Source organism: Rummeliibacillus sp. BSL5 (genome assembly GCF_052928305.1).
Map to the genome: position 1 here is coordinate 582,209 of NZ_JAVGCV010000001.1, position 17,456 is coordinate 599,664.

Genomic DNA, 17,456 nt, shown 5'->3' on the forward strand with positions numbered 1-17,456 from the left:
GATTTACTTTTGGAATGGGTTAAAAATAAACAATCAAAAGAAAAAATATGTCTTGAGGTATGTGCAGATAAACTGCAATCAAACATTATAAAAATTTTGGCTTTATTGAAGAAGGTAGTAAAAAGAAAGCAATAAAGAAATTTGATGGTAGCTATCACGATTTAATATTGATGTCACTTTTTGTGTATTAGAATTACTAAGACTAACTATTTTTTAACACGGTCATTGCTGTAGAAGCTTCCTAATTGTTACCTCTTTAATCTTCTCTTTAACGAATCGCTTCTAAAACTACTCATCTTAAGAATACAAAAAAGAAGAGAGTAGTCTACTCTCTTCAAAAAACTTATTTTTTCATTGAACCTGTTTTTTCTAGACGTTCATACATTTCAAATGCTCGACTTAAAATATGGGGTGTTTGTGCATTGCCAGTTGCTTCAACAGCTGCATTATAATATTCCCATAATTGTTCTTTAAAGTCAGGATGTACGCAGTTATTAATAATTAGCGGTACACGTTCTTTTGGTGCTAATCCACGAAGATCTGCAACACCTTGTTCTGTAACAAGTACATCAACATCATGTTCTGTATGATCTACATGCGTAACCATTGGCACGATAGAAGAAATGCTTCCACCTTTAGCATAAGATTTTGTTATAAAGATACCTAGGCGCGCGTTACGAGCGAAATCGCCTGAACCGCCAATTCCGTTCATCATTTTGCTACCTGATACATGTGTAGAGTTAACGTTTCCATAAATATCAGCTTCTAGGGCAGTATTGATTGAAATAAGGCCTAAACGACGGATTAATTCAGGTTGGTTTGAAATTTCTTGTGGACGTAATACTAATTTATCTGCATATTTGTCAAGGTTACCGTATACTTCTTTTCCTTTTTCAGCGGAAAGAGTAATAGAAGTTGCTGAAGCAAAATCTACTTTACCAGCATCAATCAGGTTGAATACAGCATCTTGCAATACTTCCGAATAAACTTCTAAATGTTCAAATTCAGATTCTTTGAAGCCATCTAGAACAGCATTTGCGACAGATCCTATACCTGATTGGATTGGTGCTAAAGTATTTGTTAAACGGCCAGCTTTAATCTCAGAACGTAAGAAATCTAAAATATGGTTAGCCATAATTTGTGTTTCTTCGTCTGGTGGAACAATTGTAGATGGTGCATCAAGGTTTTCAGAGATTACAATTGCTTTTACTTTAGATGGATCGAGCTTAATGCCTTTCACACCTAGGCGGTCAGAAGTTTTTGTCAATGGGATTGGTTCACGGTTGCCTTGTTCTCCTGGTACATAAATATCATGCACACCAATTAAAGATTCGGGCTGTGCTACATTCAGTTCAATAATAATATTTTCAGCAACTTCCGCAAGAATAGGATTGTTACCGACAGAAGTAGTAGGGATTAAATAGCCATCCTCTGTGATTGCAGTAGCCTCAATAATAGCATATTTGAATGTACCAAAAATATTTTGACGATATTGCTCAGCGCCATGAGATAAGTGCATATCAGCAAAAAGAATTTCACCATTGTTGATTAAAGTTCGAATACCCTTATCCGCTTGGAATGGTCCGCGTTTGCGAATCCCACCAGCTATAGCTAAGTCGTGGTCAACTTCTGGTCCCAATGAAGCGCCAGTGTATACATCAATTTTGAATTTCTCATTTTTAGCGCGTTCAACTAAGGCAGCTGGCACTACTTTCGCATCGCCTGCACGAGTAAAACCGCTCATGCCTACTACATCGCCATCTGAAATGAGAGCAGCAGCTTCTTTTGCTGACATAACTTTGCCAGCTAATTCTTTCATTCCAATACGATTTTCAAATGTTGCTTCCATTTTTCATTACCTCCTAAGTGTATTGTTCTTCCAACTTGTTATGATAATATATTAATTCAAGTTGAGATTGAATGCTAATATGATATATATGAGTCTATGTAAATTGAAATGTAGGCTGAATCATTTATAACATTCTGAACAATAAATGAAATCGGTTTCTGTATATATTTTTACATATGCTAATCTTTTTATCCACTATTTTTTTCTAAAATTTTTTTAGACAATAAAAATTATTTATAAAATTCAGTTATTTAAATTCATTTAATTATCTTTTTTTCTTTTAAATTTGCTTTTTAATTTCCAATTTTATAATCCCAAAAAAAGAATAAAACCTTTGTAAATAAAGAGAATAAACTAATAAATGATATTAGAATAATGGAATAAATTTATTATTTATTTAAAAAAGGTAATTATTACAAAATGTGAATTTTAAAGTAATATATTTTATACTATATTAATTTGATTGATTTAGAAGATTAAAGTGCTATTTAGAATTTTGCTGCAAATAATAGAAAATTCATGGGAATTAGAAGCTTATATTTGAGCGTGCTATCGAAAGGCGTCTAAAATTAGCAAATGATTAGATTTATATTAAATTATATTAAAATTATTTTTGAAAATATTTTTCTGGGTGACATGAAATTTTAGAAATGGATTATTTTGTTGAGATTTTAATTTTTAAGTGTAAAAAAATTAAAGCCCTCCTTAAACATTCGAAATGCTAAAGAGGGCAAGATGATATAGGATTATTTATTGTTCTGAATTAGCTTTTAATACAGCTTGTAAAAAATCAATGCCTAATTCTGAAAGGTCACAGCCAGAGGCATTTGGATGGCCACCGCCTTGATAGGCTTTGGCGATGTTTGAAAGGTTGACTTTATTGCCGATTGAACGTAAAGATACCCGATTTTTAACAAGACTGATGATAAAAACAGCATCAATTTCTTCGCAATATTTTTCTGCCAAAAAGTTTCCTAATTCACTATAATAGGAATCCGTTTCCACAACACCAATATTTAGTGTTCCTTCATGGCCTTTCAAATTATACTCTTTTACGATCACCATTTGTTTTGACTTTTTCTTCAAAACTTTTTGAAGCTCTTCCTTAGAAAATTCTAAATAAGCTGAGTCTTCAGGTGTAAACAATTCGCCGTGTATAATATAATCTAAACGGGCTTTAATAAATTCGTGTCTCCGCCTTGCGTAAAAAATTGTATTTAAGTCTGCTGCTTCTTGTATTGATAAAATATGCCAATCCCATGTATCATATAAACGGATTTTTTCAACTAATTGAACTAACCGGTTATAGTATGTTGCTTTTTCTTTATCAGTATATTCATTAGTAGTAATTGAGCTTTCAAGAGATTCATCTTCTTCCATTTGAAGGAGAGGAGATACTTCATAATCCGCTTGGTGTAAGGCCTTGAAAATGAGAGTAGTAGCAGACATTTTTACATCATTTAATGTAGGGATTACCGAAGCCCATTCATAATCATTTAAAGCAATAGCTGATTGGTGATGATCAATTAACACAATATAACGTCCGTCTGGATGTTTGTTTATTTGATCAATCATTTGCGCAGTTTCATCATTTACGCTAAGGTCTGTAATAATCAGTAATTCCTGATCATTCAGTTCATTTAATTTAGCTTGTACAGTTTCATCAACTTTTCGGGTTTCTACATAATAAGGGGTATGTGGGATTCCATAGGCACGGAGGACAATGGATGGACCTACTCCATCTAAATCTGTATGAGTGATAAGATGAATATGTTCATAATTATGCAGTTTTTTAGGCAATTTTTTAAAATTCAATACTTTCCACGCCTTTCTTTCAAAACATAGCTCTCATTATAGCATTATTTGAAGCAGAAAAAAAAGTCGGTCATTCTCTAAAAGAATGACCGACCGTCTTTTACTTGAAAGCAGAAATTTCGGTAATTGTTTTTCCGTTTGCTACCTCTTTTATAAGACCAATATTAGGAGCATAGTAAGAATAATTTTTTCCTTTTCCGTTTTTCACCATAACTACGTGTTTGAAGTTGCCGGCTTTCGTTTTAACTGTTTGGTTGGTACCAAGAACTTTCATTACTTGGCCATCGGAACCTTGCCATGTTTGTTGTTTTTTTATAGGGTATTTAATGGCTAAAGTTGCAATACCATCCTCTTTGTAACCTGTAAATAGCCCTTTTGTTGTTTCATATTCCATCATGCCATAGTTGTCCGGTTCAGCTTTATGTAGCCAAAAGTTTGTAACTGTACGATTGTCGGCATAAACTTTTTGGAATGTTGTTTTATGTGTTTCTTTAAATTCCGACCCTTTATTAAAAGGTGTTCGATATTCATATGTCTTGTTAATATTGCGTGCATAGTGCGTATTTTTATGGGGAGCTAATGAATCGAGATCACTTGTTTTAACATAGCCTTTACCAAAATAAAGAGAAACCTTTGACCATCCTTTTTTTGATCCTTGTAATACCGCAATACCTTGCCCTTTTTTTAATTTCTGAATGACAGAGCTTTTGGCTGAAGGTTTCTCGTATATCTTTGTATTTGTGGTTGCTAATTTAAACGATTTGAGAGAAGCGGTTGTATATGGATCCTTGGTTGTTTTAGAGACCGCAGATGCATTGGATTGGGCTGACTGTGCTGCAATAGAATATGTCCCGAATGTAAATGTAGAAAATAGAGCCATCGATAGTAGTAATTTTCTTTTCATGTTCATTCCTCCTCAATCATCTATATGTATTCATTCTACAAATAATGACGTAAGATTTAGGTTAATACTTTTCTATAACCTATTGAGAAGTTTCTAAACGTAAAATTAAAGGATTTCTCGGATTAAGAGAGAATAAATAGGGGAAGTCTTATAAAATGCTGACTATGTAACTAAAATAAGAAAGGTCTACATTTAAGTAGAACCTTTCTGTGTGTTTATACGTTTATATAGGGGGATTACCAGTTGGATTTAATAAATTCATCTCGACCCGATTCAGCGCGATCTTGTTGATAATGATCTGGATTCTTTTTATAAAAATCTTGGTGGTAATCTTCAGCAGGATAGAATGTCTCAGCTGCCTTTATTTCAGTCACAATAGGTTTTTGGAAGCGGCCGCTGTTTGCTAAATCTATTTTTGATTTTTCGGCTGATTCTTTATGTTCTGGCTTATGATAAAAGATTGCTGTACGGTAACTGCTTCCGCGATCTTGGAATTGGCCTCCATCATCAGTGGGATCAATCTGTTGCCAATAAATTTCAAGTAATTTTTCATACGGGAAGATGCTTTCGTCAAATACAATTTGCACAACTTCTAGATGACCAGAAGTGCCTTTTTTTACGTCCTCGTATGTTGGATTTTCTAAATGGCCGCCCATATAGCCTGAAACAACACTTTCTATGCCATCCCATTCAACAAAAGGTTTTACCATACACCAGAAACAGCCCCCAGCAAAAGTTGCAGTGGAAAGGTTTGTATTTGTCATAATTGTGGCCCCCTATAATAATAGTATTCATACTTGATTGTTTTCTATCTTTAGTATGTAGTTAATATAATAACTTTTTCAAAAGTAAGTAGCAATGGAAGGAGAAGCGTTATGAAAGAAACAAGACATAAGCACATACGCAAGAAACGGAAATTAAGAAAAGGTAGAGTCTTTTTCTTACTTATCATTGTAGTGCTCATAGCAGCAGGAGCATTTGCGTTTACTCAATATAAAGCAGGATTGAATTTAGCGAAAACATCAGGGGATATGCAGAAAATCGCTAAATTTAACGGAGATCCACAAACTAAAAAAAATGTAGAAAATATTTTATTGCTTGGCGTGGACTCAAGAGGCGAGGCTAACTCAAGAACCGATTCAATGATATTGGTTTCAGTGAATAAAGATACAAACAAAATTAAAATGGTCTCATTTATGCGTGATATATATGCAAGCATTCCAGGATATCAATCGTACAAGTTAAATACAGCATACTATCTAGGAAAAGTAGACTTATTAAAAAAGACGATCCAAAATATGTTCGACGTAGAGATTAACCATTATGCATTAATTGATTTTAAAAGTTTTGAAAAGTTAGTAGATATAGTGGCTCCGAATGGTGTAAATGTATATGTTGATCATGATATGTCTGAAAACATTGGTGTTTCATTGAAGAAAGGTGAACAAACGCTAAATGGTAAGGAATTGCTAGGGTTTTCTCGTTTTCGCCATGATAATAAAGGTGATTTCGGTCGTGTTGATCGCCAGCAAAAAGCTTTAGAAGCACTAAAAAAAGAAGCAATGTCACCAAGAAACTTTAAAAATTATCCAAAACTATTAGGCGCTATTCAAGGATATGTGCAGTCAGACTTAACAGATCAGCAAGAACTTGCATTAATGCTTTCTATCATAAAAGGAGGCAATCCAGATATTACGCGATTGACTATTCCAGTGCAGCATAGTTATGAGTATGGATATTATCCTCAAGCAGGCTCAGTCCTCAATATTAATATTGAGCAAAACCAGCAAGCCTTAGATAAATTTCTTGATTCTTAGTAATTAGAAAGGGTTATAATGGTTGTAGACATTGTAAGCTCGCAAAGAGGGGGATCTTGATTGCAGACAGAGAAAAAATCATTTTTTACCACTCGCTTCATCCAATTTATGGGTGGTAAAAATTTATTATTTGGTTTGATTACTTTATTATTAGCAGGATGTATTATTTGGATTTATGATAGAATATCCTTCATCTTTTATCCGATCGTTGTTTTTCTAAGAACAGTCGTCCTGCCGGTTATATTAGCGGTGATTGCTTACTATTTATTGAGGCCGATTCTTAAAATTCTTATAAAGTGGAAGGTTCCAAAAGTGGGCGGTATCTTCTTGATTTATATTGTAGGAATTGGATTAATTTCTCTCTTTGTAACGCTCATCTTTCCATTTTTAAAAGAACAATTTATGAATTTGATTCAAGAATTCCCAAGCTACTTTATGCAGGTAGTACATTCTGTACAACACCTTTTGGAAGACTCAAGATTAAGTGAAACACTTGCAAAATATAATTTTGATTTGAATTCTGTGTTGAATAATATCTCGAATCAGCTCAATGAAATGGTAAAAGATGCGAGTAGTGAGATTGGGACAGGTCTAGCTAGCGGCGTCACCGGATTTATTTCAACCTTAACAGGAATTATCTTGGCAATTGTTACTGTTCCATTTATTTTGTTCTATCTTTTAAAGGATGGCGAAAATCTACCGAATTATCTATTGAAGCTTTTGCCTCCACGCATGAGAAAAGATACTGCTCATGTTTTGCACGAAGCTGACCATCAAATTAGTAGCTATATACAAGGACAAATCCTAGTGGCCATTTGCATCGGTATAATGGTGACAATTGGATTTCTAATCATTGGCTTACCGTATGCTGTTATATTAGGGGTATTAGCGATGATGACAAGCGTAGTGCCATATTTAGGTCCTGTTATTGCCATTACGCCTGCAGCAATCATTGCAGTCGTCAACGCTCCTATCATGTTACTGAAGTTGGCTGTTGTATGGACAATTGTCCAATTAGTGGAAGGTAAATTTATTTCACCTCAAATAATGGGGAAATCCCTACATGTGCATCCAATAACAATTATCTTTGTATTACTGACATCTGGATCGCTATTTGGCGTACCAGGAGTGGTTTTGGGAATCCCAGGGTATGCAGTCCTTAAGGTACTCGTATCGCATCTATTCTATCTATTCAAAAGACGTTACAATAAATATAACGATCAGCCTTCACTGAATTATGAACTGGATGATTGGGCAAAACTTAGAGAAGAAGAGAAATGAAGTAAAAAATAAAAACATCCTGCAGATGATACGTTTTCATCTGCAGGATGTTTTTTATGCGTGCACTTTATTGAGTGTTGCAAGCCGTCCAATTGCATCTTGAAGCAATGATTCATCTTGCACAAGTGCAATTCGAACATAATTCTTACCAGCTTCTCCAAAGACAGAGCCAGGTACTAGAACAACTCCAGTTTGCTCTATCGTATCAAATACAAAGTCAATATCATTTAGCTCTTGATTAGGATATTTAGCCCAAATAAACATCCCACCATTTGAAGGCGTAACGTTCCAGCCAAGCCCCTCTAGTCCTTCAACTAGGATTTGATGACGTTTTTTAAAGATAAGGCGTAATCTTTCAGTAATCTCTTCAGCATGATCTAATGCTACACATGCTGCGTCTTGTATTGGTTGGAATGTGCCAAAATCGAGATTTGATTTTAACTCATGGAAAATAGAGATAATCTCAGCATTCCCTACAATATATGCGATTCGCGCCCCTGCAAGGCTAAAGCTTTTTGATAGCGAGTTAATTTCAATACCTACTTCTTTTGCGCCCTGCGTAGCCAAAAAGCTTATCGGGCGATCTCCTTCAAAGTAAAACTCAGAATAAGCAGCATCATGAATAACTATAATATTATGCTTTTTGGCAAATTCAACCACTTCCAAGAAAAACTCATCCGAAGGATTTGCTGGGACAGGATTACCTGGCAAGTTTAAAATAAGCAATTTTGCCTTAGATGCGATTTCTTCTGGTACTGCGGAGAAATCCGGTAGGAACTGATTATCTTCTAAAAGAGGCATATAATAAGGGGTTGCTCCAGCCAAATGTATTCCTGCATCATATGCTACATATGCAGGATTTGTTGTGAGTACATAGTCTCCTGGGTTGCAAAATGCTATCGGTAGATGGATTAAGCCCTCTTGCGACCCCATTGTTTGAAGGATCTCCGTTTGAGGATTCAATTCCACATTTGATCTGCGTTTATAATAATCAGCAACAGATTGTGTAAACTTTGCTGTGCCGCTTAATGTATAGCCATACGAATCTGATTTAGCTGCTTGTTTTGATAGCTCTTGGCGAATTCTTTCGTCAGGTGGCAGGTCAGGACTGCCGATGCTTAAATCGATTAATGACGTTCCCATCGCTGCCTTTTTATTTGCGGCAGCTTTTAAATCTCCGAATATGGCTCTTTTAAACATAGCCATTTTTGATGAACGTTCGATTTTCATTGAATTCACTCCTAATCTTATTAACTCTCTATGAGCTTACTATATTTACACTCATAAAGATTATAGAACGAGGCTAAAACTAGAGAGAAATAATAGAAATCTCATTAGTTAAGCTCCGTTTATTTTTCATATAATTTTATCACGATAAGCTGCTATAATACAGATGAAATTAGTATGATACAGATGAATGAAGTTTTACTATTTTTAGTAAATTTAATTTATTCGAAAAATTTTTACAAACAGCGAGGTATATTTGCATAATTTTTGATATACTAATGGGGAAGTTAGTCTATGTGTCTAAATAACTATCATTATAGTTTTGTTAGTGAAGGTAGAGTTTTTTTGATAGAGCAGCTTTTTATTAATCGGCTTTATTAAAAACTATTTACTTTTAACGCATAGAGGTTAATTTCAAGCTTTATAAAAAGAAGCCTTTGCTCTAATTAATAAGTATGAAAGGAGTTAGTGTGATGGGGAAAACGATAAAGTGGAAAATTATTAGTGCAGTTATGGTATTGGTACTAATTAGTCTAGTGGTTTTGAATCTATTTAGTACATATATTGTTAATGAGAAAACTAACAACAATCTTATTTCACAAAGCAAAGCAATAGTAACAGAGATGTCGGCATCTATTGATTACTTTTTACAAGGATATGAAAAAGGTGTTGTTCAATTTTCAGCAAATCAAGAGCTTGAGGGAAATGCGAAACAAATCAACCTAAAACTGTCAGAATTTTTAAATAATTATGATGGAGCTACCTCTGTTTACTTCGCAAAACCTGATAAGCAACTTGAAATTCAGCCTTCTGTAGAATTAGGAGATGATTTTGATCCTACAACGAGAGAATGGTATACAAATGCTGTGAATGACCCCAAAAATGTTTTTTGGACAAAGCCTTATTTAGATGAAGCCACCAAAACATATACCATTACTGCAGCTAAAGCAATAGAGAAGAACGGTAAGTTAATTGGTGTTGTAGGTGCAGATATCCTACTCTCAGATTTATCGAAAGAATTGTCAAAAAGAAAACTTGGTTTTGACGGTTATCCTGTATTAATTGCAGAGGATGGGACAGCTATTGTTCACCCTTCAAAAGAGGGAAAAAGCTTAAGCCGATACAGCTATGTGAAAAAAATGATGGTAAACAAAGAAAAGGTTGGTGTGGTGGAAGCATCAAATCAAGGCAAAAAAATGATTACGGTGTATAACACATTACCTAACTTGAATTGGAAGGTCGCTGCTGTTTATGAAAAGGAAAAAGTAGAACAGGCAGCACACGATATAAGAAACTTCTTTCTTATTTTTTCTATTATATTATTAGCCCTTTTATTTATTGTCTTAATTCTTATTATTTCTTCAATTACTAGACCTATTGCTGTTTTAAGAAAGTTAATGGACAAGGCATCTGGCGGAGATTTAAATGTTGCTGCAACCTATAATGGTTCTAATGAAGTAGGACAGCTATCGAATGATTTTAACTCCATGATAAACAGCATGAAATCCATTGTTCAAGTGGTAAATGGAACATCGCAAGAAGTAGGCCACCACTCTCAGCAACTTAACAAGCTTGTCGAAGAAACAACAGCTTCGAGCGAAGAAGTGACTGCTGCAATTGGAGAGATTGCTAAAGGAGTGAGTAACTCAGCTGAAAAGTCAGATCTTGCATTTGAACATGCTAATGCTTTAAGTAACCAAATTAACCAAATAAAGAATAAGACAATATCAATGCAAGACATTGCTGAACAAGCACAAGGAGTTAACAAAGAAGGCCAATCTCAAATGGAACAATTTCAGGCTGCCTTTTCTAGCTGGGAAAATAATTTAATTAGTATGGCGGAAAAAATAGCATCTTTAGAAAAACAAATACTCTCTATTGATACAGTAATGGAAACCATACGAAATATTTCAAATCAAACGAATTTGTTGGCTTTAAATGCAAGCATCGAAGCGGCTCGTGCTGGTGATCAAGGGAAAGGGTTTGCAGTTGTAGCAGAAGAAGTAAGAAAATTAGCTGAGCAAACTGCTAAAGCCACAGAAGAAGTAAGAGAAACAGTACAGGCTCTGCAAAGAGAATCCAAAATAGTCACTGAACAAATGCATTCAACGAAAGACAAATTTCAAGAGCAGTTGGTTGTGGTAGATTCTACTAGTGAATTGTTTAACAATATCTCTTCTTTAGTTTTGCAGTTAGAAGAGGCCATTGATAATATATCAAATGACACATTTAAGATCACAAGCTATAAAGATGAAGTAATAGACATGATTCAAGAGATGACAGCCACTTCTGAAGAATCAGCTGCAGCTTGTGAGGAAGTAAGTGCCTCTTCTTCCGAACAATTGGCAGCAATTGAAGCAGTTTTAAATTCGGCAGAGAAGCTTTCACACTTGAATAACAAACTTTCTGAATCGATCCAAAAGTTTAATTTATAGTTTTTGAATTATTTGAATTTTTATAATAAGCATGGTACAATCACTATAATTTTATATTTCTTATCAAGAGAAGCTGAGGGGAAGGCCCTATGACGCTTCAGCAACCTCTGTGTATGCAGAAAGGTGCTACATCCTGCAAGATTAAATCTTGGAAGATAAGAGTGCACGCATATCAATGCCCCTTTTCTTCTTGTAAGGAAAAGGGGTTTTTGTTTTATAAAGAAAAGGGGGTTATTTGATGCCAATTAATATTCCGAAAGATTTGCCGGCAACAGATTTATTAAAAAAAGAGAAAATTTTCGTCATGGACGAAAGTAGATCAAATCAACAAGATATCCGGCCTCTAAACATTGCTATTTTAAACCTAATGCCAGAGAAAGAAAAAACTGAAATGCAGCTGCTTCGACTTTTAGGCAATACACCATTACAGGTTACTGTTACATTTTTACATACCGCTACGCATATCTCTAAAAATGTTAGCAAATCCCATTTAGATACATTCTATAAAACATTTAATGAAGTAAAAGAGTTTCGTTTTGACGGATTAATTATTACAGGTGCTCCAGTTGAGACGTTGGCCTTTGAAGAGGTGGATTACTGGGAAGAGATGAAAGAAATTCTTGAATGGTCCAAACCTAATGTCACGACTACACTTCATATATGCTGGGGAGCGCAAGCAGCGCTTTATTATCATTATGGAGTTGAAAAATACACATTAGATCAAAAATGTTTTGGTGTTTTCCAGCATACTGTTCAGGAGTCAACAGCCAAACTAATACGAGGATTTAATGATGTGTTTGTAGCACCACATTCACGCCATACTTCTGTTTCGGTTCACGCAGTGGAAGAACATCCTGATTTATCTGTACTCTCTAAATCAGAACAAGCAGGTTTGTTTATTGCTATATCAAACGATGAAAAAATGATTATGGTAACAGGTCATTTAGAATATGATGCTGAAACTTTAAGTGATGAATTCAAACGCGATTTGGCTAGGGGTAATGACATAGCTATACCGAGTAATTACTATCCAGACGATAACCCTAATAATCAGCCGTTAAATACTTGGCGTTCGCATACACATCTTTTGTTCTCAAACTGGCTTAACTACTATGTTTATCAAGAAACACCTTATGAATGGGCATAGGTTAACTCTCATTCTCTATTGCTTATCTTTCTATTTGTTATAATAGACGAAAGAAGATACAAGAAAAGAGGATTATATGTGTTTGTGACTATTGGTATTTTAGCGCATGTGGATGCTGGAAAAACCACCTTATCCGAAAATTTATTATATCAATTTAATAGCATAAAAGAACGAGGTCGGGTGGACCACCAAAATGCTTTTCTAGACCATCATGCCATTGAAAGAGAACGGGGCATTACGATTTTTGCAGAACAAGGAAGGCTTGAAATGGGAGACGATACATATACCATTATCGATACGCCAGGGCACGTCGATTTTTCTCCAGAAATGGAGAGAGCAATTGCTGTAATGGATTATGCCATACTTGTTGTTAGCGCTTTAGATGGTGTACAGGGACATACAGAAACAGTTTGGTCTTTACTTAGAAAACATGACGTCCCCACCTTTATTTTTATTAATAAAATGGATGCAGATACTGCAAATGGCGAGGCACTTTTACATGAGTTGCGGCAAAACTTGTCAAAGAACATTGTTCCAATAACAAACGAATTTACAAATGGTAGAGTATCAGATCAACTGATTGAATGGATAGCAGAGAGAGATGAAGAAATACTTGAAAATTATTTCAACCAATCTCTACTTGAAGGGGATGTAAAGAAAGCTTTTCAAAAGATGATGATAGAAGGAAAGGCTTTTCCCTGTGCATTTGGCTCTGCCTTAAAAGATGAAGGGATTACCGAATTCTTTGAGCAAATTATGCTTTTAGCGAGAACCAGCTATGATGAGGCACTGTCATTTTCAGCGAATGTGTTTAAAATCCGCCATGATGATAAAAAGCAAAGAATTACATTTATGAAAGCACAAGCAGGAAAGTTAACGGTTCGAGATGTACTAGAACTAGGTGGAACTCCTGAAAAAGTAACCGAAATTAGGCTTTACAATGGGAATGATTATAAGGTAGTTAAAGAAGTGCAAGCAGGAGAAATATTTGCAGTGACTGGCATTTTAAATGCAAATATTGGAGATGTCGTTGGAACAAAGAGCATGGCACAAATACCTTTTGAACTCATACCAACATTGCAATCTACTGTTGTGAATGATGGGACTGATCATATTAAGGACGTATTAGCATGCTTTAGATTATTAGAAGCAGAAGATCCTTCTTTAGAAGTGAGATGGATAGAGAGATTTCAAGAAATCCGTGTTCATGTCATGGGAGCTATTCAACTTGAAGTACTGAAAGAAGTAGCAAAACAGCGTTTTTCTCTCGATATCCATTTTGAAAGCCCCCAAGTTTTATACATGGAAACCATCAGTAATACTGTAACTGGGTACGGCCATTTTGAGCCGTTAAAACATTATGCAGAAGTACATCTTCTGATGGAGGCAGCCGAAAGAGGTGCAGGCATATTATTTGAAAATAGATGTCATGATGATGATTTATCTACCGGGCATCAGCGTTTAATCGAACACCATATTTTTGAGAGGCCGCATAATGGACTTTTAACAGGCTTCCCTCTAACAGATGTCAAATTTACATTACTGACGGGCCGTGCACATGAAAAACATACAGAGGGTGGGGATTTTCGTGAGGCCACTTTTCGTGCAATACGGCAGGGACTCGAAAAAGCGAGTATCCAATTATTAGAACCATACTATTACTTTAAAATGAAGGCGGACCAAGTTCATATCGGACGAATGATGACAGATGTTCAGCAGGCAAGCGGTACTTTTGAAGCGCCGATTATGAATGGCAATCAAGCTATTTTGGAAGGAAAAGTACCTGTCTCTACCTTTATGGAGTATAGTACTGTATTTGCTGCATATACAAATGGCAAAGGTGCAATAACATTGAATTTTTGCGGGTTTGATCAATGTCATAATCCTGAAGACACCATTGAAAGAATTAATTATCGAAAAGACGCTGATCCGGAATATTCATCATCCAGCATTTTTTGCGCGAGAGGCAAGGGGTATGCTGTTCCTTGGGAAGAAGCAGAGCAAAACATGCATTGCTTGAAAAAATGATCAATCAAATCGTCAAGCGCAGATTAAAGTAAAACACAAAGTTTTAATTGAAAAGGAAACCTTAGCTAAGGTTTCCTTGTTTTTTTCAAAATTAAAAATACATTATTCTTTTTATAATAGTATATAATATAAAATTATAATATTCAGTATATTTTAAAGGCGTTAATTAAATTTGTTTTTGGGAGGTGAAATATGACAACTACCTATGTAGAATGGGGAGAATCTAGAGTTAAATTAACTTGGAAAAAAGACTACTTACTTCCCCTAATTAATGAAATAACAAGTGTACATGGTTTATGTTTTTACGATGATAATTTTTTGTTGGTTGATTTAAAACATAGAGGATGGGATATTCCTGGTGGACATATTGAAGTTGGTGAAACACCAGAGGAATGCTTTAAGCGGGAGGCGAGGGAAGAAGCTTATATTGAAGGGGAGTGCACTTTGTTAGGATAAATTATTGTTGACCATAGTGAAAATCCTGCATGGACAGATGACAGCCCATATCCCCAAATAGGATTTCAGGTATTTTACAAAATGGAAATAACACGTCTACTTCCGTTTGAAGGAAAGTATGAATCTACACAACGAATATTTATAAATCCTGAGGAGGTTTCAGCGTATCATAGCGAATGGAATATTCTTTTTCAAGAAATATTAGATCATGCTACATCTATACAATAGAAGAAATTCTATTAGGAAGGTAATAAGTAATAATTCATTCATTCATAAAAAAAAGACTGCAGACAAACACAAACTAGTGTCTATCTACAGTTTAGATATCATGAAAATTTTTATGGGCGTAGTGGGAGTCGAACCCACAACCCCCTGATTAAGAGTCAGGTGCGCTGCCAATTGCGCCATACGCCCGTTTGCCTTAATGACATATATAGTGTAACGCCGAATTCTTATAAAGTCAAGAGGCAAACTTGGTTATATTGATACTGTACTAGTGATGCTCAATCTTATCTTTTTTAAATACCTCAACATCTACAAGGCGGGCACCAGCTTTATGCAATATCCCCTCAATTTCCTTGACTGTTTGATCTGTTGCTCCTTTGGCGAGTGTCACGATAACTCTCCTTAAGTACCAATCATCATCATCAATAGAGAACACGCAATGGACAGGCCATTTTTTGCGGATCACTGATAAGGTTTTTGCAAGGATACCTTCTTGATCTGGCAAAGCAATCGTTAACGCACAGCTTCCTGTCTTATACCCCCATGCTTCTTCTAATAGTTCAAAGACACGAGAATGTGTAAGAATACCAGCAAAATTATCGTTTTCATCTAGTACCGTTAAATATGGTAATCGCTTGATTGTAAAAAACACTTCATAAAATGAGCTTTCCATTCCGATAGTACCATCAGGATCCGCCGCTAAATCACGGATAGGAATATCTTCATTATTACCATGTTCTAACTTATACTCTAAAATTGCGACCTTAAAGGCATTACCAACAAACTTTTCTTCTTTATCATCTAAAATTGGAATGCAACGATAACCCGAGGAGTAAAGCTTTTTTAACACAGATGAAATTGAATCACTTTCCTTGCAAAAAATAACATCATGCTTATTTACATATTTTTGTTTGACAATCATTGTATGACCTCCAAATTCTGTTTAAACATTTTTATTTGTAAAAGAAGCATCACGGCTAATAAGCCTAGAGAGTAATTAACCTCTTTTAAAAGCATACTCGCTATCATATGCATGTGCTTTTTAAACTATTCCCTTATAATTGGTTTTACAATCCTCATTATGATAATTAAATAGTTTTCTGTACAAAAATTCAGAATTGTGTAATATTATAGTAGAGTAAAATTGGATAAAGGAGGCTATTAAGTAAAATGTCGTATAATCATAATAGTGTAAAGGAACGCCTAAATTCTATGGAATTGCCTGTCATTGCTGCACCTATGTTTTTAGTGTCTGGAATTGAGTTAGTTGTTGAAGGATGCAAATCGGGTATAGCGACCACTTTTCCTTTATTAAATGCAAGAACGAATGAAGAGCTAGAGAAGTGGATGAAAGAAATCACTTCCCAGTTAGAGGATGCAGAAAACAAAGGAAGTCTTGTTGCACCGTGGGGAGTCAATTTGATTGTACATCATACAAATACACGTTATCACGAAGATGTGGAACTGGTAAAAAAATATCAGCCTCCGCTGGTTATTACATCTTTGGGAAAACCAACAGATATTGCAACCACCGTACATGAGTATGGAGGACTTGTTTTTTCGGATGTCATCAGCATAGAACATGCGAAAAAGGCAATGGAAGCAGGAGTTGACGGACTTATATTAGTATGTGCTGGAGCAGGTGGTCACGGAGGTACATTACATCCTATGGCCTTCGTGCATGAAGTGAAAAAATTCTTTAACGGCATTATTATTTTAGCGGGATCTATATCATGTGGTGAAGATATACTTGCTGCTCAAGTGATAGGTGCTGATTTTGCTTATATGGGGACAAGGCTAATTGCTACTGCTGAATCGATGGCAAGCGGAAAATATAAAGAAATGACTGTTGAAGCAAGCGCCAGTGATATCATTTACACGGATAAAATTAGTGGGGTAAATGCAAACTTTATTGTACAGAGTATTGTCAATGCTGGGTTAGAACCAACTGATTTACAAAAGCCTCAACAACTAGAGATTGTACACAAAGCTGATGAGGCAAAAGCCTGGAAGGATATTTGGAGTGCGGGCCAGGGAGTTGGAAGCATAAAAGAAATTTTGCCAGTTTCAGAGCTAGTTGCTCAATTAATAGATGAATATCAAACAAGCATAAAAAAAATAGTTAAAAAGCAACTGGTAAAGATAAACGAAGCTTAATAGTGAGAGAAGCTTTTATGTCAAAAAGACATAAAAAGCTTCTTTTTTTGTTCTTTTTAATAATTATTAGTTTACATAATATTAATTAAGGTTTAAAAAAACGAATTTACTATAT

At 35.2% G+C, this 17,456-nt stretch carries 12 protein-coding genes, 1 tRNA gene, 1 pseudogene and 1 riboswitch; of the genes and pseudogenes, 7 read left to right on the top strand and 7 right to left on the bottom strand.

Annotation, left to right across the window (positions count from 1 at the left end):
- Nucleotides 1-343: 343 nt before the first annotated feature.
- The 4 genes from RCJ93_RS03110 to msrA all read right to left on the bottom strand — a co-directional run bounded on the left by RCJ93_RS03110 (nt 344) and on the right by msrA (nt 5,332).
- Nucleotides 344-1,849 (bottom strand): succinate CoA transferase, encoded by a 1,506-nt coding sequence (locus tag RCJ93_RS03110; RefSeq protein ID WP_147193386.1) that lies wholly within the window; start codon nt 1,847-1,849, stop codon nt 344-346.
- 750 nt (nt 1,850-2,599) lie between these two features.
- A complete protein-coding gene (locus RCJ93_RS03115) occupies nt 2,600-3,664 on the bottom strand; it encodes a DHH family phosphoesterase (protein ID WP_446738366.1) in 1,065 nt (354 codons plus the stop codon).
- Nucleotides 3,665-3,764: 100 nt separating this feature from the next.
- Nucleotides 3,765-4,568: an SH3 domain-containing protein gene (locus tag RCJ93_RS03120; protein WP_446738367.1), complete on the bottom strand. Its 804-nt coding sequence runs from the start codon at nt 4,566-4,568 to the stop codon at nt 3,765-3,767.
- Nucleotides 4,569-4,804: 236 nt separating this feature from the next.
- Nucleotides 4,805-5,332 carry a peptide-methionine (S)-S-oxide reductase MsrA gene (gene msrA, locus RCJ93_RS03125; protein ID WP_446738368.1) on the bottom strand — a complete coding sequence of 176 codons (528 nt, stop codon included), beginning with the start codon at nt 5,330-5,332 and terminating at the stop codon, nt 4,805-4,807.
- A gap of 111 nt (nt 5,333-5,443) precedes the next feature.
- Between msrA and RCJ93_RS03130 the strand changes: the two genes are divergently transcribed.
- Nucleotides 5,444-6,385 (top strand): LCP family protein, encoded by a 942-nt coding sequence (locus RCJ93_RS03130; protein WP_446738369.1) that lies wholly within the window; start codon nt 5,444-5,446, stop codon nt 6,383-6,385.
- Nucleotides 6,386-6,445: 60 nt separating this feature from the next.
- Entirely contained in the window at nt 6,446-7,666 is a 1,221-nt protein-coding gene (locus RCJ93_RS03135) for an AI-2E family transporter (RefSeq protein WP_066787364.1), read from the top strand.
- A 54-nt stretch (nt 7,667-7,720) separates the two neighbouring features.
- Here the strand turns inward: RCJ93_RS03135 and RCJ93_RS03140 are convergent, their stop codons facing one another.
- On the bottom strand, nt 7,721-8,896 hold the full coding sequence (locus tag RCJ93_RS03140; protein WP_446738370.1) for an aminotransferase class I/II-fold pyridoxal phosphate-dependent enzyme: 1,176 nt from the start codon (nt 8,894-8,896) through the stop codon (nt 7,721-7,723).
- Between the two features lie 470 nt (nt 8,897-9,366).
- Here RCJ93_RS03140 and RCJ93_RS03145 point away from each other — a divergent pair, with 470 nt between their 5' ends.
- The 4 genes and pseudogenes from RCJ93_RS03145 to RCJ93_RS03160 all read left to right on the top strand — a co-directional run bounded on the left by RCJ93_RS03145 (nt 9,367) and on the right by RCJ93_RS03160 (nt 15,187).
- Nucleotides 9,367-11,328, top strand: a complete 1,962-nt coding sequence (locus tag RCJ93_RS03145) for a methyl-accepting chemotaxis protein (protein WP_446738371.1) — start codon at nt 9,367-9,369, stop codon at nt 11,326-11,328.
- Between the two features lie 57 nt (nt 11,329-11,385).
- Nucleotides 11,386-11,490, top strand: a riboswitch (SAM riboswitch).
- A 76-nt stretch (nt 11,491-11,566) separates the two neighbouring features.
- On the top strand, nt 11,567-12,475 hold the full coding sequence (gene metA, locus RCJ93_RS03150; RefSeq protein WP_446738372.1) for a homoserine O-acetyltransferase MetA: 909 nt from the start codon (nt 11,567-11,569) through the stop codon (nt 12,473-12,475).
- 78 nt (nt 12,476-12,553) lie between these two features.
- Nucleotides 12,554-14,503, top strand: coding sequence for a GTP-binding protein (locus tag RCJ93_RS03155; protein ID WP_446738373.1), 1,950 nt, complete (start codon nt 12,554-12,556; stop codon nt 14,501-14,503).
- A gap of 192 nt (nt 14,504-14,695) precedes the next feature.
- Nucleotides 14,696-15,187 (top strand): annotated as a pseudogene (locus tag RCJ93_RS03160) (NUDIX hydrolase).
- Nucleotides 15,188-15,300: 113 nt separating this feature from the next.
- Here the strand turns inward: RCJ93_RS03160 and RCJ93_RS03165 are convergent.
- Together RCJ93_RS03165 and cbpA are read right to left on the bottom strand one after the other, a co-directional pair.
- A tRNA-Lys gene (locus tag RCJ93_RS03165) sits at nt 15,301-15,373 on the bottom strand.
- A gap of 79 nt (nt 15,374-15,452) precedes the next feature.
- Nucleotides 15,453-16,106 (bottom strand): cyclic di-AMP binding protein CbpA, encoded by a 654-nt coding sequence (gene cbpA / locus RCJ93_RS03170; protein WP_446738374.1) that lies wholly within the window; start codon nt 16,104-16,106, stop codon nt 15,453-15,455.
- Between the two features lie 248 nt (nt 16,107-16,354).
- Here cbpA and RCJ93_RS03175 point away from each other — a divergent pair, with 248 nt between their 5' ends.
- Nucleotides 16,355-17,341, top strand: coding sequence for an NAD(P)H-dependent flavin oxidoreductase (locus tag RCJ93_RS03175; protein WP_446738375.1), 987 nt, complete (start codon nt 16,355-16,357; stop codon nt 17,339-17,341).
- The last annotated feature ends 115 nt before the right edge of the window (nt 17,342-17,456 follow it).

Bases quoted from the DNA above. Each gene is read 5' to 3' on its own strand.
- RCJ93_RS03110 (WP_147193386.1), bottom strand. From the start codon at position 1,849: ATGGAAGCAACATTTGAAAATCGTATTGGAATGAAAGAATTAGCTGGC.
- cbpA (WP_446738374.1), bottom strand. From the start codon at position 16,106: ATGATTGTCAAACAAAAATATGTAAATAAGCATGATGTTATTTTTTGC.
- msrA (WP_446738368.1), bottom strand. From the start codon at position 5,332: ATGACAAATACAAACCTTTCCACTGCAACTTTTGCTGGGGGCTGTTTC.
- RCJ93_RS03130 (WP_446738369.1), top strand. From the start codon at position 5,444: ATGAAAGAAACAAGACATAAGCACATACGCAAGAAACGGAAATTAAGA.
- RCJ93_RS03145 (WP_446738371.1), top strand. From the start codon at position 9,367: ATGGGGAAAACGATAAAGTGGAAAATTATTAGTGCAGTTATGGTATTG.
- metA (WP_446738372.1), top strand. From the start codon at position 11,567: ATGCCAATTAATATTCCGAAAGATTTGCCGGCAACAGATTTATTAAAA.
- RCJ93_RS03175 (WP_446738375.1), top strand. From the start codon at position 16,355: ATGTCGTATAATCATAATAGTGTAAAGGAACGCCTAAATTCTATGGAA.
- RCJ93_RS03140 (WP_446738370.1), bottom strand. From the start codon at position 8,896: ATGAAAATCGAACGTTCATCAAAAATGGCTATGTTTAAAAGAGCCATA.
- RCJ93_RS03120 (WP_446738367.1), bottom strand. From the start codon at position 4,568: ATGAAAAGAAAATTACTACTATCGATGGCTCTATTTTCTACATTTACA.